General features: G+C 49.7%; 23 protein-coding genes and 1 riboswitch. Of the genes, 10 read left to right on the top strand and 13 right to left on the bottom strand.

Annotation, left to right across the window (positions count from 1 at the left end):
- Positions 1 to 16: 16 nt before the first annotated feature.
- Both ACKFKH_RS06785 and ACKFKH_RS06790 read right to left on the bottom strand, forming a co-directional pair.
- Positions 17 to 1,507, bottom strand: a complete 1,491-nt coding sequence (locus tag ACKFKH_RS06785) for a glycosyltransferase family 2 protein (RefSeq protein WP_446857494.1) — start codon at positions 1,505 to 1,507, stop codon at positions 17 to 19.
- Positions 1,508 to 1,896: 389 nt separating this feature from the next.
- The gene (locus ACKFKH_RS06790; RefSeq protein ID WP_446857495.1) at positions 1,897 to 2,325 is read right to left on the bottom strand and encodes an FKBP-type peptidyl-prolyl cis-trans isomerase; all 429 of its coding nucleotides are present in this window, start codon (positions 2,323 to 2,325) and stop codon (positions 1,897 to 1,899) included.
- Positions 2,326 to 2,496: 171 nt separating this feature from the next.
- Here ACKFKH_RS06790 and ACKFKH_RS06795 point away from each other — a divergent pair, with 171 nt between their 5' ends.
- From ACKFKH_RS06795 to ACKFKH_RS06810, 4 genes are all read left to right on the top strand, one after another.
- Entirely contained in the window at positions 2,497 to 4,038 is a 1,542-nt protein-coding gene (locus tag ACKFKH_RS06795; protein ID WP_446857496.1) for a phytoene desaturase family protein, read from the top strand.
- Positions 4,039 to 4,079: 41 nt separating this feature from the next.
- The gene (locus ACKFKH_RS06800; RefSeq protein WP_446857497.1) at positions 4,080 to 4,994 is read left to right on the top strand and encodes a DMT family transporter; all 915 of its coding nucleotides are present in this window, start codon (positions 4,080 to 4,082) and stop codon (positions 4,992 to 4,994) included.
- A gap of 501 nt (positions 4,995 to 5,495) precedes the next feature.
- Complete coding sequence (locus ACKFKH_RS06805) at positions 5,496 to 5,783, top strand: hypothetical protein (RefSeq protein ID WP_446857498.1); 288 nt, start codon at positions 5,496 to 5,498, stop codon at positions 5,781 to 5,783.
- Between the two features lie 396 nt (positions 5,784 to 6,179).
- A riboswitch (cyclic di-AMP (ydaO/yuaA leader) is annotated at positions 6,180 to 6,308 on the top strand.
- Between the two features lie 126 nt (positions 6,309 to 6,434).
- Positions 6,435 to 7,106, top strand: a complete 672-nt coding sequence (locus tag ACKFKH_RS06810) for a universal stress protein (RefSeq protein ID WP_446857499.1) — start codon at positions 6,435 to 6,437, stop codon at positions 7,104 to 7,106.
- Positions 7,107 to 7,225: 119 nt separating this feature from the next.
- Here ACKFKH_RS06810 and ACKFKH_RS06815 read toward each other — a convergent pair whose 3' ends face one another.
- Positions 7,226 to 7,831: a shikimate kinase gene (locus ACKFKH_RS06815; RefSeq protein WP_446857500.1), complete on the bottom strand. Its 606-nt coding sequence runs from the start codon at positions 7,829 to 7,831 to the stop codon at positions 7,226 to 7,228.
- Positions 7,832 to 7,946: 115 nt separating this feature from the next.
- On the opposite strand from ACKFKH_RS06815, the gene ACKFKH_RS06820 reads away from it, so the two are divergent.
- Complete coding sequence (locus ACKFKH_RS06820; RefSeq protein WP_446857501.1) at positions 7,947 to 8,090, top strand: hypothetical protein; 144 nt, start codon at positions 7,947 to 7,949, stop codon at positions 8,088 to 8,090.
- 103 nt (positions 8,091 to 8,193) lie between these two features.
- Here the strand turns inward: ACKFKH_RS06820 and ACKFKH_RS06825 are convergent, their stop codons facing one another.
- From ACKFKH_RS06825 to phoU, 4 genes are all read right to left on the bottom strand, one after another.
- Positions 8,194 to 8,766 carry a hypothetical protein gene (locus ACKFKH_RS06825; RefSeq protein ID WP_446857502.1) on the bottom strand — a complete coding sequence of 191 codons (573 nt, stop codon included), beginning with the start codon at positions 8,764 to 8,766 and terminating at the stop codon, positions 8,194 to 8,196.
- 81 nt (positions 8,767 to 8,847) lie between these two features.
- Positions 8,848 to 9,468: a flavin prenyltransferase UbiX gene (locus tag ACKFKH_RS06830; RefSeq protein WP_446857503.1), complete on the bottom strand. Its 621-nt coding sequence runs from the start codon at positions 9,466 to 9,468 to the stop codon at positions 8,848 to 8,850.
- Positions 9,469 to 9,577: 109 nt separating this feature from the next.
- Positions 9,578 to 11,920: a ribonuclease R family protein gene (locus ACKFKH_RS06835; RefSeq protein WP_446857504.1), complete on the bottom strand. Its 2,343-nt coding sequence runs from the start codon at positions 11,918 to 11,920 to the stop codon at positions 9,578 to 9,580.
- Between the two features lie 430 nt (positions 11,921 to 12,350).
- On the bottom strand, positions 12,351 to 13,022 hold the full coding sequence (phoU, locus tag ACKFKH_RS06840) for a phosphate signaling complex protein PhoU (protein ID WP_446857505.1): 672 nt from the start codon (positions 13,020 to 13,022) through the stop codon (positions 12,351 to 12,353).
- Positions 13,023 to 13,287: 265 nt separating this feature from the next.
- Between phoU and ACKFKH_RS06845 the strand changes: the two genes are divergently transcribed.
- Positions 13,288 to 14,229: a hypothetical protein gene (locus ACKFKH_RS06845; protein WP_446857506.1), complete on the top strand. Its 942-nt coding sequence runs from the start codon at positions 13,288 to 13,290 to the stop codon at positions 14,227 to 14,229.
- 94 nt (positions 14,230 to 14,323) lie between these two features.
- Here ACKFKH_RS06845 and clpP read toward each other — a convergent pair whose 3' ends face one another.
- Positions 14,324 to 14,929, bottom strand: coding sequence for an ATP-dependent Clp endopeptidase proteolytic subunit ClpP (clpP, locus tag ACKFKH_RS06850; protein WP_446857507.1), 606 nt, complete (start codon positions 14,927 to 14,929; stop codon positions 14,324 to 14,326).
- Positions 14,930 to 15,470: 541 nt separating this feature from the next.
- On the opposite strand from clpP, the gene ACKFKH_RS06855 reads away from it, so the two are divergent.
- Both ACKFKH_RS06855 and ACKFKH_RS06860 read left to right on the top strand, forming a co-directional pair.
- The gene (locus tag ACKFKH_RS06855; RefSeq protein ID WP_446857508.1) at positions 15,471 to 17,831 is read left to right on the top strand and encodes a hypothetical protein; all 2,361 of its coding nucleotides are present in this window, start codon (positions 15,471 to 15,473) and stop codon (positions 17,829 to 17,831) included.
- Between the two features lie 131 nt (positions 17,832 to 17,962).
- Positions 17,963 to 20,059: a thioredoxin domain-containing protein gene (locus ACKFKH_RS06860; protein ID WP_446857509.1), complete on the top strand. Its 2,097-nt coding sequence runs from the start codon at positions 17,963 to 17,965 to the stop codon at positions 20,057 to 20,059.
- A gap of 86 nt (positions 20,060 to 20,145) precedes the next feature.
- Here ACKFKH_RS06860 and ACKFKH_RS06865 read toward each other — a convergent pair whose 3' ends face one another.
- The 4 genes from ACKFKH_RS06865 to ACKFKH_RS06880 form a co-directional block, all read right to left on the bottom strand.
- The gene (locus ACKFKH_RS06865) at positions 20,146 to 21,966 is read right to left on the bottom strand and encodes a peptidoglycan D,D-transpeptidase FtsI family protein (protein WP_446857510.1); all 1,821 of its coding nucleotides are present in this window, start codon (positions 21,964 to 21,966) and stop codon (positions 20,146 to 20,148) included.
- A 168-nt stretch (positions 21,967 to 22,134) separates the two neighbouring features.
- The gene (locus ACKFKH_RS06870) at positions 22,135 to 22,653 is read right to left on the bottom strand and encodes a hypothetical protein (RefSeq protein WP_446857511.1); all 519 of its coding nucleotides are present in this window, start codon (positions 22,651 to 22,653) and stop codon (positions 22,135 to 22,137) included.
- Positions 22,654 to 23,025: 372 nt separating this feature from the next.
- On the bottom strand, positions 23,026 to 23,343 hold the full coding sequence (locus ACKFKH_RS06875) for a type II toxin-antitoxin system PemK/MazF family toxin (RefSeq protein ID WP_446857512.1): 318 nt from the start codon (positions 23,341 to 23,343) through the stop codon (positions 23,026 to 23,028).
- A 230-nt stretch (positions 23,344 to 23,573) separates the two neighbouring features.
- Positions 23,574 to 23,789: a hypothetical protein gene (locus ACKFKH_RS06880; RefSeq protein ID WP_446857513.1), complete on the bottom strand. Its 216-nt coding sequence runs from the start codon at positions 23,787 to 23,789 to the stop codon at positions 23,574 to 23,576.
- 61 nt (positions 23,790 to 23,850) lie between these two features.
- On the opposite strand from ACKFKH_RS06880, the gene ACKFKH_RS06885 reads away from it, so the two are divergent.
- On the top strand, positions 23,851 to 23,970 hold the full coding sequence (locus ACKFKH_RS06885; protein ID WP_446857514.1) for a colicin E3/pyocin S6 family cytotoxin: 120 nt from the start codon (positions 23,851 to 23,853) through the stop codon (positions 23,968 to 23,970).
- Between the two features lie 2 nt (positions 23,971 to 23,972).
- Positions 23,973 to 24,287, top strand: coding sequence for a DUF7683 domain-containing protein (locus tag ACKFKH_RS06890; RefSeq protein ID WP_446857515.1), 315 nt, complete (start codon positions 23,973 to 23,975; stop codon positions 24,285 to 24,287).
- Positions 24,288 to 24,474: 187 nt separating this feature from the next.
- Here ACKFKH_RS06890 and ACKFKH_RS06895 read toward each other — a convergent pair.
- Positions 24,475 to 25,982: WD40 domain-containing protein (locus tag ACKFKH_RS06895; RefSeq protein ID WP_446857516.1), on the bottom strand; the 1,508-nt coding region annotated here is incomplete at its 5' end.

Genomic DNA, 25,982 nt, shown 5'->3' on the forward strand with positions numbered 1-25,982 from the left:
AAAGGAACGATTTTGACTAGCTCGCTTTACGCAATACTTCTCGTCTAGAAGGTGTAGCCGCAACAGATTCGCGAAATCCACGCTTAGTGACAACCCACTCCGTATTACCCAAAATGTGATCGTAGATGGCAATAATCGCAATCACATTCTTAAACACACAATAGAACGGGATAAACAAGCAATAGACCACAAAATCCCGAATCGGATGTTTCACCATCTTATTTCTGACTCGCCACGCCACCAAAGTTTGAATCGGCCCGCTCATCAGCGTCAGAGCAGTGGTTGCCCACACATATTCTTGAGGAATGATCGGTGGCTCCGTCTGACTCAAACTCAAACTAAACAACATCGGAAAAATTTGCAGCGCGACAAAGTGAAACCCAGCGCTATAAATCAAAAGCAGCGTCCAATAAAGCTTTTGCCAAGCGTCTAACTTGTGAGAATGCAGCAGCGGCACTTGATGCTTGAGCGTCACTTCGAGCCAGCCTTGGGCCCACCGTTTGCGCTGAAACCAGAACGATCGCACGTCGATCGGAGCCAATTCTGTGGTGATAATGCTGGGTTCATGGACAATATTGTGTCCTCTCAGCAGGGTACGCAGGGTCGCGTCAATATCCTCCGTCATCATGCTAGGAGCAAACCGAATCCGCTTGAGGACAGCCGTCCGCCAATAGCCATTTGAGCCACAAAACATGCCCGTATCGGCCAGCAGCGACTTGGCAGGATGGCTCACCCCATACATGCACTCAAACTCAACAGCGATCATCCGCGTCAAAAAATTGCTATTGTTGTTGCGAATTACATTGCGACCCTGAACCACTGCGTAGCGATTACTCGCCAGCCAACTCCACGCACGTTTGAAGCAATCAGCGATCGGGCGATGGTCAGCATCCAAAATTCCCGTCACCTCGCCCGTGACAATTCTCAGCGCAGCATTCAGGTTTTCGGCTTTTGAGTGACTTTCTTCGACATGCAGCAGGCGCAATTCTGGATACTGTTCGGCGAGGCGTTCTAGCTCATCTTCGACGGCTAGCCGAACCGGACTGTTGTACGCCAAAATCACTTCTAGCCCAGCTTCGGGGCGGTGCACATTGTTTAGGATGTACTTCAGCGTCTTGACAATGATGTGCTGCTCATTGGGCAGATATGCCACGACGACGAGAGAACACTTGGGCAGCGGGCGTTTTGGCTCAGACGGCAAATGTCGATGAGTAGCATAGGTGCGAGGCATTCTCAGCCAGCGTTGCAGCGTTCCGAGCCGGGGTTTTTGTTTGCGTGGAGTTGAGTAGGCGATTGCCGTTGAAACCGACTCCCCAATCACCACGATCGAGGTCAAAAAATAGAGGATGGGGATGCACACATGCAAGGCAAGGAGATTCCATCCGCTCTTCAAGATGAAGTAGTAAATCAGAGTGGGTAAGCCGATCACCACCACATGCGTGAAGATCACTTTGTCAATAACGGAACCAAAAACAACGATGGGCTTGTGCAGAAGTCCCTTCCTCATAATTTTTTAAGTTTTAACGAGTCCATATAGATAGAAACCATGCACAAGTAGTCTTGTCAAACTTCATGAGGAGATACAAACCGCGCAGATCTTGAGTCAGAAACTCTGAAAACCTTGTCTGGCATGGCGTATAGAGGATGAGCAAGATTATCCAAGAATACAATAATCTTCTCAATCTGGATCTGCCGTGAGGGGCAAATCAGGCATTTGGCGACAATCGACTTCAGTTCCCCAACAATACATTACGGAAATTTAAGAAAGTTATACGATAATTTTTTCCGTAGTTACGAACGGACTGAGCAATTCCATTGATTTTCACAAAAATTGGCTCTGCCTCCAGACCGATCGCCCAGATCACAAAGCCAATCTCGTCGCCAAAAACTCAGAATTTAGCCAATTTCGACCAATTGAATGTCAAACGTCAGATCTTCGCCCGCTAAAGGATGATTTGCGTCGAGCGTCACTTCAGCCTCAGAGATGTCAGTGATCACCACGGGAATTGTCTGACCTGAAGGCTGTTGAATTTGTAGCTGTTGACCAACTTCGGGTTCTAAATCAGAGGGCATCTGGGTGCGATCGACCACTAGCACCATTTCTTCTCGATGATGACCATAGGCCTCATCTACCGGAATCACTTCTGTTTTAGAATCACCAGGACTCATGCCCACAACGGCTTTCTCAAACCCTGGAATGATATTGCCCGACCCGATCGTAAACTCTAAAGGATCGCCACTCGCCGAGGAGTCAAAAACCGTTCCGTCGTCCAGCTTACCTGTGTAGTGGACTTTGACCGTATCGCCTTGTTGTGCCTGTACCATGCATTAAGCTCCTTGTAATTGCGTAACTGCTCGATCGCACTTCATCACTACTTAAAATTAGGGGAAAGCGCAATCGTCGCAAAGTTCCTTAAGTGAGAATTGCAATACGTTTTACTCTAGCCGCCCAGACTTCAAACCGGCCCGATCTAAACATTTACCTAAACATCTACGATGCAAAGTCAAACCAACGCAGACGCGATCGTCATCGGCAGTGGAATCGGCGGACTGGTCGCGGGGGCCCTGCTGGCTCGATATGGCAAACGAGTAATTGTCTGTGAAAGCCACAATATTCCGGGTGGGGCGGCTCACAGCTTTGTGCGGCAGGGGTTTCACTTCGATTCTGGCCCGTCGTTTTATTGCGGATTGGCTGACCTCAATTCAGTCAATCCATTGCGACAAGTGTTGGACGTATTGGGCGAGTCGGTGGCAGCGATCGCGTACGATCCGTTTGGTCACTATCATTTTCCCGAAGGCACTTTTCCGGTATACGGTAACTCAGACCGCTATCGGCAAGCAATTGCCCAAATTACGCCTCAAGGGGCAAACCAACTGGCCCAACTCGAACAGCGCTTTCTCAAACTTTACGACAGCTTACGAGAAATTCCCACGCTGGCCCTGAGAGCCGATTTGAAGCTGATTCCAGTCTTGCTAAGTCGCTATCTGCCCACTTTATTGAAACTGCTGCCTCAGATAGGCGTGATTCAAGGGTCAGTAGGCGCACTAATGGATGAGACGGTAACCGACCCCTGGGTACGGCAGTTAATCGACTTGGAGTGCTTTTTGCTGTCAGGGTTGAAAGCTCACGGCACGATCGCCCCCGAAGTCGCCTTTATGTTTGGAGAGCGCACGCGATCGGTGATCGACTACCCGATCGGCGGCAGTGGAGCGATTATTCAAGCGCTGATCAGAGGATTAGAAAAGTGGGGCGGCACGCTTCGGTTGGGCACTCACGTTGAGCAGATTTTGGTTGAGTCTGGCAAAGTGCAAGGCGTACAGCTCAGAAAAAGGCTGAGAAAAGGAGAGACAAAAGGGGAAATTTTGACGGCTCCGATCGTGCTCTCTAACGCCACAATCTGGGACACCTACACCAAGTTACTCAAACCGACTGATCTGCCTGCGGCTTACCGTCAGACTTCGCTAGACACGCCCACAGTCGATAGCTTTATGCATCTGCATCTGGGCATCCGATCGGACGGCTTAGAAAATCTGACCGGGCACCACGTCGTCGTTCACGATGCGGCTCAAGACATCACTACGCCAGGAAACACCTGCATGATTTCGATTCCCTCAGTCTGGGATGCAAATCTGGCACCCCCTGGACACCATGCCCTCCACGCCTATACGCTAGAACCGTTTGAGGGATGGCACCGAGACGACACCTATGAAGAGAGGAAAAGCTCGCGATCGCACTCCCTGTTTCGTGCGTTAGAACGGATTATTCCTGACCTACGATCGCGCATTGTCCTGGAGCTAATCGGCACTCCCCTCACTCACGCCCATTACTTGCGCCGTCATCAGGGGACGTATGGAGCCGCGATCGCCGTTGGTCAAGGCAGGTTTCCCAGTTGCCATACGCCCATTTCTGGACTTTACCGCGTTGGAGACAGCACGCTTCCCGGAATTGGAGTGCCCGCTGTCGCCGCCTCTGGAATTCTCTGCGCCAATACGATCGTCGAGCCTCACCAAACAGCAGACCTCTTGAAAAAGGTTTGAGTTCTGAGTTTTAGATTTGCCGCCCTCACCTTCTGTCTGCTATGTCCTTACTTCCCGCTGGTTTGCTCCAATTTAGAGGAGAATTTGCTGCGCTGACGGCCGCTTTGATTTGGGCGATCGCTTCCATCATCTATACAGGTGTCGGACGGCAGGTGTCGCCCTTGATTTTAAATCTCACTAAAGGGTGGATTGCGATCGTCTTCCTGCTGATTACGCTGGTTTTACAAGGACAACCCATTCCCGATATCAGCCCCACAAGCTGGATTTTGCTCCTCCTCAGCGGCATTTTGGGCATCGCCTTTGGAGACACCGCTTACTTCAACACCCTCAACTGCATCGGAGCCAGACGAACGCTGGTCTTGGAAACCCTCTCCCCCTCTTTGTCAGCCCTATTAGCCCTGATATTTCTGCAAGAAAGTCTGCCGCTCTCAGCCTGGTTAGGAATCGGACTGACCCTCACCGGAGTGATATGGGTCGTCCTCGAACGGGTTCCCCCATCTGAAGCTGAAACTCACTTTCGTCCCCTACGAGGTCTAATCTTTGGCGTTTTGGCAGCCCTGGGACAATCTGGAGGAGCCGTCTTATCACGGGCCGCCCTGTCAGGAACTAATGTAGACCCTCTCTGGAGTACCCTGATCCGATTATTGGGATGCACGATTGTCCTGCTTCTCTGGGTCGTTTTGCGGGGGCAGTCTCGTAGTCTAATCAAACCACTCCAGTCTCATCGATTGCTCAAGGTAGTAGTCGGAACCGCCTTTGTCAGCACCTACCTGGGTATCTGGCTTCAGCAGACCGCTTTAAAGTATGCCGCTACTGGGGTTGCTCAGGCGCTCACCAATACAAGTCCTTTATTTATTTTGCCGATTGCCGTTTACATGGGTGAAAGAGTTAGTTTGAGAGCAGTTTTGGGGGTGGCGATCGCGTTAATTGGAGTTTACCTGCTGTTTAGAGCCTAAAAGTTAGTTCAAAAAGTGAGCATTTCATGACTAATAACCCATGACCGATTGCCTAGATGCATCAGTATCGCCGCAAACGATCTCTCATAAGTAAGAGACATGGCACCGTGTTTTTTTGCTACAACCAAAGGGAGATCATGGAGTCAGTAGCATTCACTCAAGGCACAATAGACTCCTAAAACCGTAAACTTTGAGTGACATCACTTCTAGGAAAAGAGAATTTTTGGTTGACCCAGATCAGTCCAGCAAGGAGCAAATTCAAGTAAACTTTCTACTAAACGTATCAGGTAGCGACTCATACGAAGCCCTTGTCCGTAGATTTGAGGTAGTTTATTTTTTAATACCTCTCATCTTGAAAACAGCTTACGTATTCACGCTCATGGAATCAGCAGAGCTTCCCTGTATTTGTATAGAAGGCGCTTCGGATATCATTTCTCGTCCATCAACAAGCGATTGAAGCCCTATCAGTTCCTAAAACATCATTCATGAGGGTTATCCACAATGCAGACACTGTTGTTCTTCCTGGGTGTTTTTTACCTTGGTATGATGCCCATTTTGTTTATCGGCTGGCTAGGTTTTTTCCGACAAGACGCTGACATGTCAAAAGAAGAAAAACAGGTGTCTTTAATTGTGTTGACGATCGCGACGCTACTTTGGCCGATCGTTTTACCCTTTGCTTATTTAGAGCTGCTTGGCAAATTCAAAAGAGCTACTAGAACCAATCGTCTATACAAAAATTTATTAGAAACAAACGTCGAAACAAACGTCACAAATTCTCAACTTTGTTAATTAAGAGATTCTCTAGCCAGAAAGCAGTCTCCCAAGAATCTCCACTACCCCAGAGGCTGCTCAAAACATCTGATTAAACTTCCTTTTAAGCTGAGTCTTTAGACAGATATTAATCTAAAATCTTTATGAAATAGTTGTATTTGTAGTCTAGATAACAGACACTAACAAAACATATCTTTTCATAGGACAGGCAGACCTGTAATTTGCGCTGTTATACTGTTAGAGTTTGCGGTTAAATAAACTCAAGCAGAAACGATTTTTGTCTTAAAAGTAGCAGCCTTTTACCATAGAGCTGCACTAGATTGATCAATGAAGGATTCCATAACTCTAAGTTGGATTCTCCTTCATGTGCCGTCAAACCATTATTTGAGTGGGTAGCCTAATCTAAATTTTGGCTCAGTAAATGTTCTGAGTTGCGAATTTGAAGCGGAGGAACCAACCTTTTGGGGCGAATCTTACCCAGATTAAGAGAGACACCTTCCAGTCTTAGCCCGTCAGCTAACTCCGTCGGCAATGGGAGGAGCGCCCAAGACTTGCTACTGTCAGCAACTGTCATTGAGGTCTCCTGGTATCTCAAGCTCGGATTTGTTCTGAGTGTTGAGTTTAGCCCTGACCCACCTCTCGCCTATCCTAATCCTGAGAGGTTTTACTGTGAATATTTTGTCCATGTTGGTGCGGCTTCAAAGCACGCTGGGTCGTTCTGATCTAGTGAATCAAATGGTGCTTTTGCCCAAAGCGCATTCTCTGACCCCAAATTCTAAGCAAGAAATCAATTTGGCGGTTGGCTATTCGGGTTCTCCTTGTAGTCAAACGGCTCTAGACTTGACGCTGTGGATTGCCCATCAGACCCGGCTCGCCACTGGCAAACAAGTCACTGTACAGGTTGTGTATGTCGTCGAAAACAAAACGACTAAGATCCCGGTCTATTGCCCTACAGAAAGCATTCGAGAGGTTGAAAATCGGGTAGATCTGAGAGAGCGCCCATATCCTCGCAAAGCCGATCGTCAGGGTCATCAGACAGCAGTAGTCGAGCTACCCGAACTCAGTGATTTCATCCAACCAATCGGGATGGCGGACGTATTTGAGCAAGCCGATCGCATTCTCTGGCAAGCGCGCTGTCTAGCGGATGAGTGGCGAGGGTCACTAAAGACGCATCTGCGATTTGGCACCGTAGCCGAAGAGTTAAGGTCTGTGGTTCAAGAAGAGTCCGCTTCACTCTTGATTTTGGGTTGTGAAACGACCGCTCATTCACTGATACAGCAGTTGGGTCAGGACTTTCCCTGCCCCATTTTGGGCATTCCTTCAGCGTTGGACAACGATTGAGAAAAGGCTATTCGTCCAATCTTGAACTCTGCAAAGTATGAGAGGGTGGAGATAAGAGAATCATGGGAGAGTTATTTTCCCGTCTGATTCTCTCATTTCTGCCCTTAACTGTTTTGAAGCTAGTTGTTTTGAATCTGATTCTGAATTTTATAAGGAGCCTCTCGATTGAGTCGATCGATCTCCTGAGTGGCGGCGATCTTCTGCTGACAGGCTTGAGCGATCGCTTCCATAACTCGCCTAGACACCTCAGTCGGAGACTCATTAGCTTGTGCTGTAATTTTCACATCTGCCTGAGCGTATAGGGATTGACGCTGGGCTGTCAGCGTGTTGAGTCTCGCTTTAAGCGTTTCTGAAGACTGTAGCAGGGGACGGCTGCGATCGTGCTGCAAGCGGTTATGAAGCTCATCCAGGGGCAAGTCTAGCCAAACGATGACTCCATGCCGCAGATATCCCCAGTTTTCGGGTTTGAGGACAATACCGCCGCCCGTCGCGATCGCAAGTCGAGTGTAAGGAGCTAATTCTGCCAAAACGTTAGTTTCTAGCTGTCGAAACGCTGCTTCACCCGACTCTGCAAAGATTTGAGAAATTGACTGCCCGCTGGCCTGCTCGATGACGGCATCAACATCAAAAAATTGGTAATCAAGTTGGTCTGCCAGCAAGCGTCCGATCGTGGTTTTGCCAACCCCCATCATGCCGATGAGATAGAGATTTACGCCTTTTAACAAAAGAGTTGTCCGTTGATTGAATAAGGGTTCTACACCAGCCTAGCGTTTTTGGAGGATTGAGCGATCGCTGCTTTTGACCAGACGAATTTCGATAGGAGACTTGCTGCATACATGAATGGGAACCACTGCGATCAACATGGTTGTCACCCCCGTTTTGGCTGACCTGCTCTACACGCAGCATCTTGCTTACAAAGCGGCCACTTATCACAACACGATCGAGAGCCTAGAGAGAATGTGGCTGCGATCGAAGTCCCGGTAGATTAGTTAGTTTAGCGAACTCAAAAGATTTAGCTAACTGTCAAAAATACGGTCAAGAACACAGTGGAAAAATTAGCATTTCTCAAGCGATAGAAGCGATTCTTTCATCCCTCATCGTCCTCATTTTGGTCGAGATTGCGGTTTGGCGGAATGATCACCCGGTAGTCAGCATCCACCACAGAGTCAGGCGCAGCAGGGCGAGTCGCTTTAGGGTCGCGGTAGCTGTAAGAGTAGGATGAGCGAGTCTCAGAGTCAGGGGACGGAGAAGCGGAGGTGCGTTTGCGGTCTTTTGGTTCGTCTTCCCAGCTTGAATCGTCGTCAAACCAATCTGAAGCGTCTTCCTCCCAGTCTGATGATTTGTTGGCAGCTTGGGGCGTGGGTTCTGAAGCAGGGGCCTGCGTGTAGGAATAAGCTCTAGCGGAAGACTGATCAAACGATCGCGCCTTTTTTCGTCCTTTGCGTTGAGCGGTGAAGCCTGTCAGCCGAAACAAAATCGAAATGACAAGGGTGGTGACAATGCCTGCCGCAATCGCGCCCAAAATCCATAGCGACAAGGGAAACGCAGGCGATCGAATGCCCAAAAAGACAAGCTGCATCGACGGTGCCCAGTTGGGCAACACAAACAGCAGCAACAGGATGGCAATTCCGAGCAGCAGGATGAGACGAAGAAGAGGCATAGTTTTTGAGTCTTGAGTTGTGAGCGTTGAGTTTTGAGGTGGGCAAATTCAAATCTCAAAACTGAGAACTCATTGTTGATCCTAGCCTTCTTTCCAGCGATCGATAGGAACGCAGTCAATTTCTAACTGATCCAACGCACGGGCGACGACAAAATCGACGAGATCTTCGATCGTCTGAGGGTTGTGATACCACGCCGGGATCGCGGGTACAATCCGGGTTCCCGCTTCTGCGAGGGTGGTCAGATTGCGAAGATGAATCAGGCTAAACGGCGTTTCGCGCGGCACAATCACCAGCCTGCGACCTTCTTTAAGCTGCACATCAGCCGATCGCTCCAGCAAATCAGAACTCAATCCGACTGCCAATTTTGCCACGGTACTCATACTACAGGGAATCACCAGCATCCCTACCGTACGAAATGAGCCACTGGCGATATTAGCACCGACATTAGTAGCTGAGTGACAGGTCAGTCGGCCGCCAAGCTCGACTCCACACTGCTGCCGCCAAAATTCCTCTTGTTGCAGAGGGTCAGCAGGCATCCGAATATTTTTCTCAGCTTGCCAGACCATATAAGTTGCTTTAGAAGCGACAAGCTCGATCGTATACTCCGCCTCTAGCAAATACTTGAGCGCACGAACGGCATATATCAGCCCAGAAGCTCCCGAAATGCCCAAAATAAGCGGACGAGAAGAATTAGAAGGCACAGAAGACGCTCATTGATTTTAAGTTCGGATTTTGAATCTAACATTCTGAGCAGTTTTTACACTTAAACCCAAAACTCAATACTCAAAATCTTCCTTATTGTCTTCCTTATTATTCCTCACTATCGAGTTCTTGATCGAGGGCGTTGTCTTCACCTTCGAGATCTTCTTCGCTGGCTTCGCTGCCTCCGCCTACAGCAATCAGGTCAATCTGCTGACGGTAATAATCGACACTCTTGACCTGCACTTCGATTCGATCGCCCAGTCGATACTGTTTGCGATTTTTGCGTCCGACGAGGGTTTGTTGGCGCGATCGAAACTCATACCAGTCATCTTTAAGCGAACTGACATGAACCAGCCCCTCGACCAAGAGTTCTTCGATCTCAACAAACAAGCCGTAGGATTGAACTCCCGTAATCAGCCCGTGGAAGATTTCGCCCGTGCGTTCTTTCATCAGTTCGGCTTTTTTCAGCCCTTCCAGGTCGTTTTCGGCATCCTGGGCGATTTTTTCGCGTTCGCTCAGATGCACCACCACGGCTGAAAAATGGCTCTCTAACTCTTGATGAATTTCGGTGGGCAATACGTTCCAGGTGATTTGTCCGTGACTGGAGCTATGACGCAAATGGACGCTTTCTTTGGCACGAGTAGAGCGACGATCGCGCCCGTCTTCAAACAAAGCATGGAGGGCCCGATGCACCAGCAAATCAGGGTAGCGCCGAACGGGAGACGTAAAGTGAGTGTATCCCTGCTCTAAAGACAGCCCAAAGTGCGATTTTGGAGTCGTGCTATAAAAAGCAGGTTTGAGCGTGGACAACAGCAGATAAGTTAGTACTCGTTCTGACTCAGATTCTGCAAATTTGTGGGTTAGATTTTGATAGTCCTGCGGATGCACTTCGTCTTCCTGTTCTAGCTTTAGGTCAATGCCCATGCTGACGGCTAGCTTGATCAGTTCTTGTACGTCGTCTGGGTCGGGCGTGGGGTGGACGCGATAAACAGCAGGAACTTCTAAAGCGTGAAGGTGAGTCGCGACGGTCTGATTGGTCAACAGCATCAACTCAACAATCATCGAGTGAATAGGCAACGTCGAAGAAACGACTACCGCTCCTAAAGATCCTTCGTCGTCGTAGTGAAACTTGCTAAATGTGTACTTATCAGCTTCTTCAGGGGCTTCTGACCCATCGGGACGAGCGTAAATTTTTTCGGGCAGATTGAGTTCAAAGGCTCCTCGCTGGCGGCGCTGCTCTTTGATGGCGTGGCTCAACTCTGACAAGTGAGACAGCATTTCAAAGATTGGCTCAAATTCTTGAACTTCTTCGGTGTGCTGCTTGGCGAGAATCAATTCTGCCTGGTGATAGCTGAGTTGATAGTTGATCTGAATCACCGTCGGCTGAATTTCAAACTCAATCACTTGCCCGTCTGTGTTTAACGTCAGCACGACCGAAATCGCCAATCGATCTTTTCCGGGCTGTAGCGAACACAGGTTGTCAGTGAGTTGCTCAGGCAGCATGGGCAGCACCAATTCGCCCAAATAGACCGAAACGCCACGTCTTTGAGCTTCACGATCGACCGATCCGCCCGCCTCAACATAGTGGGCCACATCGGCAATATGAATGCCTAACTGCCAGTTGCCGTCATCGGTGCGATCGAGCGTAATCGCATCATCGGCACTATCGGTCGCCTGCGCTTTGATCGTAACCGTCGTCAACCCGCGCAAATCCAGCCTTTTTTTCAGTTCGACTTTGCTAATTTTGGCGGATAGTCCTTTTGTGGCGGCCAAAACATGGTCTGGGAAAGCCCGCGGTAAGTCATGTTTGCAGCAAACGATATCGATGTCGGCCGCTTCAGAATCGGGGCCGAGAATTTTGGCGACTTTGCCGATCGGGGCATGTTGCCCCAATGGATAGCGCTGCACTTCGACATGCACCAGGTTATCGATCGCGTCTTCTAGATGATTGCCGTTTTCTCTAAGATCCAACTCAAATAAGAGGCGATCATCCAACGGCACAGCCCGATAGTCGCCAGAGTCTGCTTTTTTGAGCCGAGCCAGCACCGAAGGATTTGCCCTTTCTAAAATTAACCGAACTTCACCTTCAGGACTGCGGCGACGACTGCCTTCTTTGGTCACACGCACCAAGACCCGATCGCCGTTCCAGGCATGATTTAGCTGGCTTTCGCGAATGTAAATATCTTCTGACCCTTCGATATCTTGAATTGCAAAACAAAAGCCCTTACTCGAACAGCGCAGCTTACCTTCGACCACGCCGTCTTCGGTGACTCGACGATATTTGCCTCGCTCTTTCACCAAAATGCCGACTTTTTCCAGGGCATCTAGCGTAATCTGCAATCTGCGGAGACTGGCTTCGTTGAGACACTCTAATTTTTTCTCTAGAGCTTTGGGGGCGACCAGCTTATCTTCTGTAAAATTTGCCAGCAGTTCGGCGATCGAGAATTCCATGCAGCGATATGTCCTCGTAATCTTCTGTTCGTTCGTGCGTTTTGCGCTTCCACAGGGTCAAGTCAACCCCCTTTCACTCAACGCAAAAAGGCACTCGCCTGTGTGGTTTCCCCGTTGGGCAGTGGGGAGTCTGCGGTTTTCAGCCGTCACAGCCCGATCGCAGTCAGTTGACCCAAGCTCACCCAATTGCTCAGTTCATTGTCTCGAATGACAATTCTAGAGACCTCTCCTCTCAAAGCGTGTTGGATGTCTCTGCGAAGTGTCGCACACTCAGGTCGCTTGTCTGCCCACGATCAGTCACCTAAGTTAACCCAAAAAGGTCATTCTAACGATCTTCACTCAGGTTTTTCAGATAGGCGCTATTTTCAATACTGTCATGAAAAGGGGCACGATCGCCACAAGAAGTAGGGATGAGAGAGAACTTCGTTCCTTACCTCTGCCCCGTCACGATGTAAGCAACTCGCTTTCCAATATTAGTGGCGTGGTCGGCCATGCGTTCCAAGTGGCGAATCAAGAGCACTAAAAGAACGATCGGTTCTACAACACCTTGGATGTCAGACTGATGTGCCAGGACAGTATAAAGATTTTCGTAGTCTGAATCGACCGCATCATCCTTGAGTTTCACCTCTAGCCCAGACTCCGCATCCAAATTAGATAACGCAGCCAAACTCATCGCTAACATGGCCCGACAGCGATCGAACATCATCCGAATTTCGCCCATGTGAGGAGAAACTGGGTAAGGAAATAAGCGAACGGCCACATCTCCCAAGTTTTTGGCGTAGTCTCCGATGCGCTCTAAGTCACGGACAAGCTGCATCACGGCACTCAGCAGCCGCAAATCTTGAGCCACAGGAGACTGAAGGGCGATTAAATTAACACATTCCAACTCGATCTGTTTGTAGAGGCGATCGATTTGCTTGTCCTGAATCCTAATTCGCTGGGGCGCATCTAAGTCTTGCTCAAACAAAGCCTGCCTCGCTAAGCAACAAGAATTTTCAACAAGCGCCCCCATTCTCAACACATCTCGCTGAATGCGCTTAAGCTGACGTTCAAAATTGATCCGAAGTGGTTCTTGACTTTCCAAAGCTTTTTTATAAATCATTTCATAAGAGACAATAAAGGCTGATCCGGTTATTAGAACTCCTCTTAAGTGACCCACTATAGCAAGACTTTTTGGCGAGGTCAGGTATCGAGCAGAACCTTTGAGATTAACTTTTTAGATTTAATTTAAGGAAAAGGTGATCACAATCTGAGATAATCCATTACTTTATAATTTCTCACACAGAGCAACTTTCAAATTCTCTCTTGAGAGGAATAGTTGAGGCTGTGACCAGAGAGTGTCAAGTCCCCTACCACCTAGAATGGACATGAATGCAACCCATCTGATTTCTAACATTGATCGCTCGACCACTATGTATTCGTCTACACCGCAAGATGACTCGCTGAACCCTGCTATGTTTGCCCTGCGTGAAGCGCTGCCTGCGGAACTGCACCAATCCACGAGTCACAGTTTGTTTGCTCAACTCCGCAGCCGTTATCCGACAGGTGCCCTCAGTTCTGAGCTAGTCCAGGTTCATGAAGGTCAGTTTGTCGTCCGTGCTTTGGTACAAGTGGGCGGATTGACGATGGCGACTGGAATGGCTGCCGCCGATCGCGTTGAGCTTGCCGAAGATCGGGCCAGAATTCGTGCAATGGAGGTTTTGGGCATCGCCCCGACTAACCTTGCCTCTCCCAGCGTTTCAGCCTTTGAGATGTCAGCCCGACTGATGACCGAAGCCTCCCAACCAGAGATTGCAGGCAGTTTAGCAACTCCTCAGCTTTCTGAAAGTCAATCGTCTACAGAGCCGACCCTCAGAGATGCAGATAGTTTCGCTTCCCCAGTAGACCCCATCCCCACGCCCGAAGAAATTGCGTCTCCTCCTCGCGGCCGCACTAAGAAAAAAGAAGCGCCTTCTGTTGCTCAGTCCGACGATTTCTTATCCACGTTTCCGGGTTTAGACACGCCTGAGCCAGCGATCGAGATGGAGTATGAGTACACCGAAGCGTTTGAGCCTGCGGTAGAGTCTGCCAAGGTCACAGTGCCCGATATGCAGCACGACCCAGTGGATTTGTCAGATGCGATCGCCCAGATTGGCACCGAGATCGAGCGAATCGGCTGGACAAAGAAACAGGGCAGCACCTACCTCCAACAAACCTATGGCAAAAAAACCCGCGCCGAACTCACCGAAGACGAGTTGTTAGAGTTTCTGCACTACCTCAAGGCTTTGCCCTCAAAGGGACATCCCTCAATGAGTCAGATTCCATTTTAAGAAAGGGATGAGGGATGAGACTTTGGACTCTAGACAGAAGAAATTTAGGTCTTGGGTCTAAAGTCTTTACTCCTCACTCCTCACTCCCGACCGCTTACTTCACCACTGCGGGCCGGGTAGCTGACGGACGACGCTCAATTACTTGGTCGATCAGTCCATAGGCTCTGGATTCTTCGGCTGACATAAAGAAGTCGCGCTCAGTGTCTTCCTGGATGCGCTCGATCGATTGTCCGGTGTGCTCTGCCAGCATTTCGTTGAGGCGCTGCTTGTGGTAGAGAATTTCTCTGGCCTGGATTTCGATATCAGTCGCTTGACCCTGGGCACCCCCCAACGGTTGGTGAATCATGATCCGCGAGTGGGGAAGGCTCATCCGTTTGCCTTTGGTGCCAGCGCTGAGTAAAAACGCTCCCATGCTGGCAGCAAACCCGACGCAAATCGTGCTGACTGGCGGCGTAATCTGACGCATCGTGTCGTAGATCGCCATACCTGCCGAAACAGAACCCCCTGGAGAGTTGATGTAAACGTAAATGTCCTTCTCGGAGTCTTCTGATTGCAGGAAGAGCAGTTGGGCCACAATCAGGTTGGCAACGTCTGCGTCGATCGCCTGCCCCAGAAAAATGATTCGCTCTCGCAACAGTCGAGAATAGATGTCAAAGGCGCGTTCGCCCCGACCAGACGTTTCAATAACGGTAGGAATCATGGAGCCTGCTTTTGATAATTTTCATTATTCTAGCGATTTGAGTGAGACGACGGAGACAATTCTCAGTTAAATGGCTGAATTAAGGCAAACTAAGGCTTTGCTAAACCTGTTAAAACAACATTTAAGCGCCTAGTCAAATGAATGTTTAAAGATAAGTAACTGGTTTTAAAATTGGAATCATAACTAACTATTTTTACAACTGAAGAATTTTACTAATCACAACTTTAAAGGAACGATGAACTGTTCTGTTTGATTTGTGTTGATCTCAATAATATACTGTGGTTTAATTCCTGTAAAAATCGCTTAAACAACCACTCTGTAAGGATTAAACTGTCACACGTCACTCTCGTAGATTTGCTGATTCAGCCGAAAATCTGATAGACAAATTTGACATTCTCTATATAGAATTCAAGAGAAGATAAGGTTCCCAAAATAATTTGCTGGAGCGGCTGAAGGTGTATCTCTTTCCTCGATAAGTGGTGAGATTTGAGTGAGTTTTTTCTAATAATTGATTGCAATTAGTAACAAGATAGGCACAACAATGGCTACAGATTTTCTGACTTCTTTGCCGACTAGTCAGGCGGCTCTTACGACCCGTCCCGTTGCTCCAGGTTTGGCAGTTGACCCCTTTACCGGAGATGATGTCACTGCCAAACCCTGGCTTTTTGGCTCTAGCGCTGGAACGAGTCTGGGCTTGACTGCTAGAGGAACCGTCACGCCTTCTACAAATGGGCTGCCAGGGTTTGCGACGGCGATCGATACTGCCGGAAATGGCGCACTTCGGCTCACTAGTGCAGGGGGAAACCAATCCTCGTTTGTCATCTTCAACGAGGCGATTAGTAGCGGTCAGGGGCTGTCTATTACCTTTGACTTTTTCTCCTATGGTGGCAGTGGTGCTGACGGAATCAGCTTCTTCCTGATCGACGGTAGTCAGTCACCGACGACAGCAGGAGCACCCGGCGGAGCGCTTGGATACGCGGCTCGTGGCTCCACCCCTGGGCTATTGGGCGGCTACTTAGGGGTCGGATTTGATGAGTTTGGCAACTTCTCTAGCCCAACCGATAACTCACCTGGAGGGACTGGGGCCGCTTCTGATTCGATCGCCGTTCGAGGCAGCCAGGCCAACAGCTATCGATTCCTCACAGGCAGTGGCACATTGCCCACCAGCTTAGACGTACCGGGTGCAGCAGCAACTCGTACCGCAGCCCGACGCACTGCCCGCATTGACCTCTCACCAACTGGGCTTCTCAAAGTGCAGGTCGATTTGAATGCGGATGGAGACTTTTTGGACAACGGTGAATCTCCTACAGCGCTTCAAAATTATGACGTGGCCGCCAACAACGGGGCCCTACCCGCCAACTTCAAGTTCGGCTTTTCATCTTCGACAGGGGGTTCGACCAATATTCACGAAATTCGCGGGCTGTCGATCGGTGCCAGCGGACAACTAATCGGGGGACTCGGAACGGGCACCAGCTACACCTCATTGCAGCCTCCCGTCGTGCTTTCTCCTACGTTGACCATCAGCCCCACTACAGGCAATCTGACCTCGGCGACGGTCTTCATCACCAACCTTAAACCAGGGGATGTCTTGAGCATTGCAGGGCAGCCTGTGACGACGACGAGTGGCACGATCGGAACGTTGACTTGGAGCTATGACTCTGCAACAGGTGCATTAGGCTTTAACGGGGCGGGAACGCCTGCCGAATATCAAGCAGCCCTGCGGCAAGTCACCTATCGCAACAGTGGCACAACGCCAGACACCGAAGTTCGCAATATCCGCTTCCGGCTCGATAGCGTTCCGGGTGGCCCTGGCAATGAAATTCCGGTTCAGGTGTCATTGACTACAGTGCGTCCTGGCCCAGACCTTTTGTGGCGAGACTCCGCATCCAACGATGTCGCCTTCTGGTATCTTCAAGGATCAACCCTTGCTCAGGCCAATATTGCCTCATCGAATTTGAATCCTGCTTGGGTGACGATCGATTCCAAAGACTTTGACGGCGATGGAATTGGTGATGTGTTGTGGCGCAAAACGGACACAGGTGAAACAGCAATCTGGTACATGACCAACAATGGGGTCTTTAAGCCCAACTCTGGGGGCATTTTATCAGCGGCAACCCGAACCCCGATTCAAATCATCAACGATGGGTGGGAGTTGGTCGGAGGAACCAATATTGATGCTGACGCAGCCCTAGAGCTAATCTGGCAAAATCGCAGAACGGATGAATACGCCTTCTGGAACGTAGACTACGCTACGAATACGGTCACCAGTTTTGATTACTTCCGCGATGCGGCTGGAAACAGGCTCAAGGTCGGAGGCTTCAACACTTGGACAATGGTCGGTTTGGCAGACTTTACTGGAGACAGTCGCTCAGAAATCGTCCTTCGCTATTCGCCGCTTGATGAGACCGCTTATTGGCGCTTTAATATCGATGTGGCGACAGGTCAGTTGCGTCTGGCCAATTCCACCTTCTTGCCTAAAACAGGTTTCGCGACGGATACGTTGCAGGTTCGGGCGATCGCTGACTTTACTGGAGACAACCGCCCTGACATTCTCTGGCGCAAATCTGATCAAGACCTCACCATTTTATGGACGATCGGGGTCGATGGTGCAGGACTTCTGACTGCAACACCCAGCACGCTGCCGACCACGGGCACTGCCGACTGGAAGGTTGCAGGAGCCGCTGATTTTGTGGGCAACGCGGGTGGTGGTGATGGCACCGCAGATATTGTCTGGCGCAATGCGGTTAGCGACGAGGTGGCTATCTGGTCGATCAAGGGCGGCGTGCTGGATGCACCTAACACCGATTTCGTTAGAAGGACGACTGGGTTAATTGCCAAGAGTGACCGTAGCACCTGGGATGTCAAGGCAGTCAACGAGTTTGGCGTAGGGACTCCAATCTAGAAGTTGTCAAGTTGCAAATGATGTCGGCTGTTAAACATTCGACTGAGTTTGGACAGGTTTGAACCTGAGTGAGAGGGGTGTCTTAGGGCATCCCTTTTTTTGGACTTTCTTCTTTCCGCTAGACTGGCAAAATGACCTTTTGTGGAGTTCTAGCCGCCATGACCAATCGACTTGCCCAGGCTCAAAGCCTCTATTTACGAAAACATGCGGAGAATCCGATCGACTGGTGGCCCTGGTGTGATGAGGCGATCGAAACCGCACGACGTGAGAATAAGCCGATCTTTTTGTCGGTGGGCTATTCGAGTTGTCACTGGTGTACGGTCATGGAGGGCGAAGCGTTTTCGGATTGGTCGATCGCTGACTTCATGAATGCCAACTTTTTGCCGATCAAGGTCGATCGCGAAGAACGTCCTGATCTAGACAGCATCTATATGCAGGCCTTGCAAATGATGGCGGGGCAGGGTGGCTGGCCGCTTAACATCTTCATCTCACCAGATGATTTGGTGCCCTTTTATGGAGGAACTTACTTTCCGGTAGATGCCCGCTACGGACGGCCCGGCTTTATGCAAGTCTTGCAAGCGATTCGCCACTATTACGATGTCGAGAAGACAAAACTCGACGGCATCAAAGCTGAAATTCTCAAGGAGCTTCAGAGTTCTCTCTCACTACAGCCTGGGGCGCTGAGTCCCGATCTGCTCAATTTGGGCTTGACCCACAACACAGAAGTTGTCTCATCCAAACGGCCCGGGCCGAGTTTTCCGATGATTCCTTACGCAGATGTGGCACTGCGATCAACTCGATTCTCCAATTTACAACCCAGCGCTAGAGAAGCCAGTACCCAACGCGGCCGAGATCTGGCTCTAGGCGGCATTTTTGATCACGTAGGCGGTGGATTTCATCGCTACACCGTTGACCCTAACTGGACAGTGCCCCACTTTGAGAAGATGCTTTATGACAATGGTCAGATCGTGGAGTATCTGGCAAATCTTTGGGCGATGGGTGTGCAAGAAGCGGGATTTGAACGAGCGATCGCCTTCACCGTCCAGTGGCTCAAGCGTGAGATGACCGCTCCTCAAGGGTACTTTTACGGGGCTCAGGATGCAGACAGTTTCACCACACCAGATGAGGCAGAACCGGAAGAAGGTGCCTTCTACGTCTGGAGCTATGCGGAACTGCAAACCCTGCTGACGGCCGAAGAATTGGCGGAGTTGAGTGAGCAATTCACGATTACAGAAGCGGGCAATTTTGAGGGCGTGAACGTGCTGCAACGTCGCCAGTCGGGTCAGCTTTCTAAGTTGGTAGAAGCGGCACTGTCCAAGTTGTTTGTGGCTCGTTATGGGTTGCCTGCTCATGAATTGACGACCTTTCCCCCAGCGCGAAACAATCAGGAAGCCAAAAGCACCGCCTGGGATGGACGAATTCCATCGGTGACCGATACCAAAATGATTGTTGCTTGGAATAGCTTGATGATTTCGGGACTGGCTCGTGCTTACGGGGTGTTTCGAGAGTTGGAGTATTTGGAATTAGCGAGCCAGGCAGCGGATTTCATCTTGCGAAATCAGTGGGTCGATGGGCGGTTTCATCGCGTCAATTACGATGGTTCTGTCGAGGTGCTGGCTCAATCAGAAGACTATGCTCTCTTCATCAAAGCCTTGCTGGATCTACATCAGGTGACTCGGAGTATTCGTGCCGCTGCGCCTGAAAATGAGACAGATTGGCTGGGTCAAGCGGTTCAAGTCCAGGCCGAGTTTGACGAATTTCTCTGGAGTGTGGAGATGGGCGGCTACTACAACACGGCTAGAGATGCGAGTCGGGATTTGTTGGTACGAGAACGCAGCTACATCGACAATGCGACCCCGGCAGCGAATGGGGTGGCGATCGCTAATCTCGTCCGTCTCTCCCTACTCACCCAAGATCTGGACTATCTCGACAAAGCAGAACAAACCCTACAGGCCTTTAGCAGCATCATGCAAAAGTCCCCAACTGCCTGCCCTAGCCTGTTTGCCGCGTTGGATTGGTTGCAAAACTGCACGTTGATTCGCACCAGTTCTGATCAAATTGCGCGGCTAGAAACTCAATATCTGCCAACGGCCAGCTTTGCATTAGAAACGAATTTACCTGAGAGCGCGATCGGTTTAGTCTGTCAGGGATTGAGTTGTAAAGAACCTGCTTACAGTCTGGAACAGCTACAGCAACAAGTGCAACAAAGCTCGGTGAGACGTGCGTGAATTGTGAAATAGAGTTGGTGTTTTTAATTTTTCGCTATCGGTCGAAGAATAGTTGGAAGATTTTTGAAACTCTTATCTGACTGATTCTAAGGGCTAGGCGTTGGGGTCGGGGTTGGACTGGGAATGGGCTGGCTGGGGGCAATCTTGTCGATCGTAATCAACGCCTCAATCACCGCTTTGACGATCGGAGCCGCCACCGTCGAACCAAACGCATCTTCACCTTTTGGCTCGTCAATCACTGCCACAACAGCATAGCGCGGAGCCTCGACGGGAAAGATGCCGACAAAACTCGTGATCTTGGCAGACTCCAAATAACCGCCTCCAGAACTGGCTTTTTGCGCCGTTCCTGTCTTACCTGCGATCCGATAGCCCGGAACCTGAGCCGCTTTGCCCGTCCCCTTTGAGACGACCGCCTCCATCATTTTCAGCACCGTTTGGGCTGTCGTGGGCGAAAAAACTTGTTTTGCAGTTGTCAGATTGGGTTGCCAATAGGGTTGTCCAGTCGCGTCGTAGAGTCCTTGCACAATGTGAGGAGTCAACAGCTTGCCACCACTGCCCAAAAGGCCCTGTAGCTGCAATAGTTGAATCGGGGTCAGCGAAAATCCTTGCCCAAAGGCAGTCGTCGCCACATCAGCCGGAGACTGGACAAAGGTTTTGCGGTCTTTGAGTTGTCCTGCCACTTCAAACGGCAAATCAGATCCGGTAGACTGCCCCAGCCCGATGCGCTGGAGCCAACTGTAATATAGCGATGGCTTCATCTGTTGGACGATATGCACCATGCCGACATTGCTAGAGTGCTGCAATATCTCAGACACGCTGACCGGGCCTCTGGCACCCGCATAAGAATAGTCAAAGTTTTGAATCGGCCAACTGTCAATGGAGATCGAACCTTCATCATTAAAAACCTGGTCAGGTTTAATGGCACCTGCTTCTAGGGCGATCGCTACATTCAGCGGCTTAAAAGTCGATCCTGGCTCATACAGATCGGTCAATGCCCAGTTCTTAAACAGTTCAACTTTGGCTTTGAAATACTCGTTGGGGTCGTAAGAAGGATCACCCACCAGCGCCCGAATGGCCCCATCTCGCACATCCATGACCAGCACCATTCCCCGCTTGGCAGAATACTTTTTGATCTGCTGTTTCAAGATTGGTAGAGTGGCGCGTTGAAGCCGACTGTCGATCGTCAGTTGCAAATGCAAATCGTCGATGTGGAGAAACCCCCCCGGCACCTGATCCGGCATGACCGTTCCCATTCCCGTCCGGCTGAGACGCACCGATTTGACCGATCGCTCTAGCAAATTTTTGTGGCTGTATTCGACACCGGCCTGCCCCGTTTGATCAACATCCACATAGCCCACAACATCCGCCATTACGTTTTGCTGAGGATAGAGACGCTGCTGCTGTTGTGCCAGATCTAGCCCGTCGAGTCGCAAGTCTCGAATGCGATCGGCTGCATTTTCTTGAAGCGAAAACTCCAACCGAATCCCGGTATCCGCAGATTCAAACTTACGAGTTAGTTCTGCAATCGATCGACCCAAAATAGGCGCTAACTTGCCCGCCACTTCTCCCTTTGACTCTTTGAAATACATCGGGTGAGCAAACAGCGTATAAACCGGACGATCGATCGCTAGAATGCTGCCATTGCGATCGACGATCGGACGACGCGGGATAAACGGTCGCAGATAGCTCGTTTGTTGCGCTCGCGCCTGTTTGAGCAACCGGGGAGCCTGCACCACCTGAAGCCGCACCAGATTGAGCATCAACAGCAAACTGCTGACCACCAATACCCCCCAGACGATCACAAGCCTGCCGATCGTAGACTTGGCTTGAGGAACATTTACCCGGCGCAGTCTAGCGATTAGAGACGGACGGCGAGAACGTCCACGAGGGTAAGAAGGGCTGCTCATAAGGGAAAAGGGCGAATAACTCAGAATGAACCGAAAAGGTGTTGTTGAACGATGCCGTGAACGCCCCCACCCCCAATCCTGGGAGACTTTCGGACTTTCAAACTCAACAATCCAAATTCAGTAATGCCGGAGAAGAATGTCTTTCAATTCATCCCACCCGCGATCGGTTTAATATCCAAGGGGGGCAACGGGCGAAACCTGGGGAGTGGGCGCATTCTCAGGGGGCGCATTGCGAAGCGGAGCAGGCTTGAGAAAGATCATGCCGTCGGGAGTCCGAGGAACTAGCGTCGCGCCAGGGCTGTTTGCTTGATTTGCAATGTGGTTTTGCAGCAGGGCACTATTGGCTCCCAACTGTCGCTCACTGCGTCTGAGTTCTTCAAGCTTTTGATATTCCTTGCCCCAAAGCTGCTGAGAGTCAACCGTCCAGATATAAGTCACGAGAGCCAGACCCGATACCGCAAAGGTTGTGATCAAAGAAGCCTGTTGGAGCTTGATCAGCGATCGTACCCATTTGGGCGGGGCATTGAGCGACGGCAGTCTTCTAACCGTGGACTGATCCGCAGGAGGCGCAACTCTCATTCTCGCTCGTCTCAAATCTTGCGGTTGGGCAGCAGGAGCCATCCGAGGAGAAGCGGCGACTCTAAGAGAACGATTTTGGCGATCGACAGGTCTTAGCACAGCAGACATAAATACCAGCACTCCTATAAGCACAACCACGTAGAACAGAGCAGCACCAAATCAGGCAGCCTCGCCCAATTGAGCAGGTTTCCGTCCAAAGGCAAGAACGACCCTTATTGTATCTGGAGACTCCCAATCTGATGAGCTTATTTAGAAAATCTCTCGTTCGCCAAGGGAGGGGTGAGGAGTGAGGAGTGAAAAGCGGCGTTGCCAGATATTTAGAGCCGCCTAAGCGCTTGATCCTGGTTGACTGACAGAACTCCTGAAACCCTCGATTTTTCGTAGGTTGGTGTTGAGCAACGCGAAACCCAACAGCAGCCTTTCTACCGTTGCTAACGTTGGGTTTCATCAGGTTCAACCCAACCTACCTGAAAAGGTTTGTCAGTCTGCGGTTAAGTTTCCTAAGCGCTTGATCAGACGTTGTTTATCGATCGATCGAATTTGGTTTAGCAAGACAACAGAATCGTTTCCAAGTCCACCTTCGGGAGTTTGAACTAGAACCTCAGTTGGATAGAGGGGGTCTTCAAACTGAGAGGTGATGGCAGCGACAATTGTAATAGGACTGTGGAGATTGGCAATGTCGTTTTGCAGGATCAAGGCAGGACGGGTCTTTTTGATTTCTGATCCCAACGTTGGATCAAAGCTAACCAGGTAGACTTCTCCGCGATTGGGATAGGTTACTCTGGAGTGCTTTGCCACGGTTCTTCTTCCAGCGCAAACCATTCTTCAGTTAAATTCAAATCACGCTCGGCTCTGCGGATAGCTCCTTCTTGCAGTTGCTTTCTCAACGTTGCCTTACTTTTTTCGTGAATATATTTTCGTGAATGTAGTAGTTGACAGCTTGATTAATAAATTGGCTAAGATCGCCTTTCTGCGTCAACTGATCAATGAGTTGAACGGTCTCTTCGGGAAGTGTGATGTTGAGCGATCTATTCATGACAGTTCAAATCGATCGACTCCATCATTATAGGAGGCGCTGAGGCGGAGATGAACGATCGTGGTTTTGCAATGAATACGATCGTTGGAAGGCGATTAGGGCAAAGCGCAACTTTGGAGAAACCGTAAAACGAATCGCGCTGCATTCCCCAATTCATAATCACTTCGAGGGGCGATCGTCCTTCATCCCTTCCCAATGTAGGGTTCACAGCGATCGCGATCGTTCTTCAGTTCTGGCGTGTAGAGCAGATAGGACAGAAGCGGAAGAAAATGGTAAGCTCAGACTCCAAATTGCTCGATGATAGGAAGGGTAAGCATCTCGGCGAGTTTGACCCAATTACAGGCGAACAACTTAAGCAAGCGAATCCTGATTACGAGGTGGAGCCATAACCATGACTGACCCAATTAAGGTTCAAGCGCGATCGATTCTAGGACGTGATCCTTCGTTTGTCAGAGTGTTGCGTTGGTATGAGAAGAGCGGCGATCGCTTGGCGGGTGAGGCTTTGCTCGATTCATTGATGCTGCCCGAATTGCAAAGGTTGTTTCGAGAGTCTTCAGACAATCTGATGGTGGATTGCTACCCGGTCTCTGCGGCTCAGGTGGCTCCACTTCAGGCAGCGATCAGTGCAAAGCGCAACGGTAAAGGAAACGCTGAATCCATTGATCTCGATGTTTACGATTACTACCTTGAATGTGATGCGGTTTGATTTGCGGCTTCTCCAAACTTGCGTGCCCTGATCGCTTTTCGAGGGTGCTATTGGTGATCGCATTCTGGACGCACCTTTATAATTTGTGTGATCGTAGTTTTGTGAAGTGCGACCGCTATGGTTTAAATAAGTGAGTGAGGACAGCGATCATTTGTTTCCAGAGAGTCGGGACATGGCTGATGGAAGTTTAGGAAGCGCCATCTTTGCACAAGTTTTGATATTGCTTACTGTTTAAATTGTTGTGGAGGTAGCTGTTGAGCCATTGACAGCCAAGTAGGTAAAGATTGTCCGGATCTAAGTTCCACAGTATAACTGTGCCATCTTCACTTGCAGAAGCAACAATATTGCCATTCGGGCTAAAGCTAACCTCAAGAACAGTCTCGCTATGTCCTCTGAGGGTCGCAAGCTCTTGTCCCTCCAAACTCCAAAGTTTTACTGTTTTATCTCCACTACCTGTAGCAAGAGTTCTGCCATCAGGACTAAAACTAACACTATTAACCCAATCATTATGTCCTTTGAGCGTTCTGAGTTCTTGCCCACTAGAATCCCACAACCTCACCGTTTTATCCTGACTTGCGGAAGCAAGAATCTTGCCATCAGGACTAAAACTAATATCTAGAATTTGACCGTTGTGCCCCCTTAAAGTTCTAAGTTCTTTTCCACTCAAGCTCCACAGTTTTACTGTCTTATCCTCACTGGCAGTAGCAAGAGTTTTACCATCAGGACTAAAACACAAACTAGTGACAGCCTGACCATGACCTTGAAGAGTGGCGAGTTCTCTTCCACTCAAGCTCCACAGTTTTACTGTCTTATCCTCACTGGCAGTAGCAAGAGTTTTACCGTCAGGGCTGAAGACAGCATGAAGAATTGCACCATCATGACCTTTTAGGGTTTTAAGTTGAACTCCATTTAAGTCCCACAGTTTAGCTGTTTTATCAGCACTTGCAGAAACGAGCATTTCGTATTTCGGATCAAAACGAACTCTCTCAACAGGCTGACTATGCCCTTCTAGCCGCTTAAGTTCTCTACCTCTTAAGTCCCATAGCTTCACCAGTTTGTCACTACTAGCGGTAGCAATCAGTCTGCCATTTGGACTAAAACTTACACTCCAAATTGCGCTGTTTGGTTTTCCAGGGAGTTTGAGTAATTCTTCTCCTTTCAAGTTCCACATTTTCACCGTATTGTCGTTCCCACCAGAAACGATTGTTGTAGCATCAGGGCTAAATTTAACACTGTAGACTGTTACACCATGCCCTCTAAAGACTTTAATCTGCTCACCATCCAAGCTCCAAAGTGTTACTTCATCGCTGCTTGTGGCGATCGTCTTACCATCAGGACTAAAACTCACGCTGTGAACAGTATTGGGGTGGCCTCTGAACGTCCTCAGTTCCTGTCCGTCTAAGCTCCATAACTTCACGGTCTTATCCCCGCTGCCTGTGGCGATCGTCTTACCATCAGGACTAAAACTCACGCTGTGAACAGTATTGGTGTGCCCTTTGAGCGTCCTCAGTTCGTGCCCGTCTAAGCTCCATAGCTTCACGGTCTTATCCCTGCTGCCTGTGGCGATCGTCTTACCATCAGGACTAAAACTCACACTGTGAACAGTATTAGTGTGGCCTCTGAACGTCCTCAGTTCCTGCCCGTCTAAGCTCCATAACTTCACGGTCTTATCCCCGCTGCCTGTGGCGATCGTCT

It is taken from the genome of Phormidesmis sp. 146-20, assembly GCF_052939475.1.

Coding starts and splice junctions, on each gene's coding strand:
- phoU (WP_446857505.1), bottom strand. CDS start 13,022: ATGATTTATAAAAAAGCTTTGGAAAGTCAAGAACCACTTCGGATCAAT.
- ACKFKH_RS06805 (WP_446857498.1), top strand. CDS start 5,496: ATGCAGACACTGTTGTTCTTCCTGGGTGTTTTTTACCTTGGTATGATG.
- clpP (WP_446857507.1), bottom strand. CDS start 14,929: ATGATTCCTACCGTTATTGAAACGTCTGGTCGGGGCGAACGCGCCTTT.
- ACKFKH_RS06785 (WP_446857494.1), bottom strand. CDS start 1,507: ATGAGGAAGGGACTTCTGCACAAGCCCATCGTTGTTTTTGGTTCCGTT.
- ACKFKH_RS06825 (WP_446857502.1), bottom strand. CDS start 8,766: ATGCCTCTTCTTCGTCTCATCCTGCTGCTCGGAATTGCCATCCTGTTG.
- ACKFKH_RS06890 (WP_446857515.1), top strand. CDS start 23,973: ATGACTGACCCAATTAAGGTTCAAGCGCGATCGATTCTAGGACGTGAT.
- ACKFKH_RS06865 (WP_446857510.1), bottom strand. CDS start 21,966: ATGAGCAGCCCTTCTTACCCTCGTGGACGTTCTCGCCGTCCGTCTCTA.
- ACKFKH_RS06835 (WP_446857504.1), bottom strand. CDS start 11,920: ATGGAATTCTCGATCGCCGAACTGCTGGCAAATTTTACAGAAGATAAG.
- ACKFKH_RS06860 (WP_446857509.1), top strand. CDS start 17,963: ATGACCTTTTGTGGAGTTCTAGCCGCCATGACCAATCGACTTGCCCAG.
- ACKFKH_RS06790 (WP_446857495.1), bottom strand. CDS start 2,325: ATGGTACAGGCACAACAAGGCGATACGGTCAAAGTCCACTACACAGGT.
- ACKFKH_RS06795 (WP_446857496.1), top strand. CDS start 2,497: ATGCAAAGTCAAACCAACGCAGACGCGATCGTCATCGGCAGTGGAATC.
- ACKFKH_RS06800 (WP_446857497.1), top strand. CDS start 4,080: ATGTCCTTACTTCCCGCTGGTTTGCTCCAATTTAGAGGAGAATTTGCT.
- ACKFKH_RS06870 (WP_446857511.1), bottom strand. CDS start 22,653: ATGTCTGCTGTGCTAAGACCTGTCGATCGCCAAAATCGTTCTCTTAGA.
- ACKFKH_RS06885 (WP_446857514.1), top strand. CDS start 23,851: ATGGTAAGCTCAGACTCCAAATTGCTCGATGATAGGAAGGGTAAGCAT.
- ACKFKH_RS06855 (WP_446857508.1), top strand. CDS start 15,471: ATGGCTACAGATTTTCTGACTTCTTTGCCGACTAGTCAGGCGGCTCTT.
- ACKFKH_RS06820 (WP_446857501.1), top strand. CDS start 7,947: ATGGGAACCACTGCGATCAACATGGTTGTCACCCCCGTTTTGGCTGAC.
- ACKFKH_RS06845 (WP_446857506.1), top strand. CDS start 13,288: ATGAATGCAACCCATCTGATTTCTAACATTGATCGCTCGACCACTATG.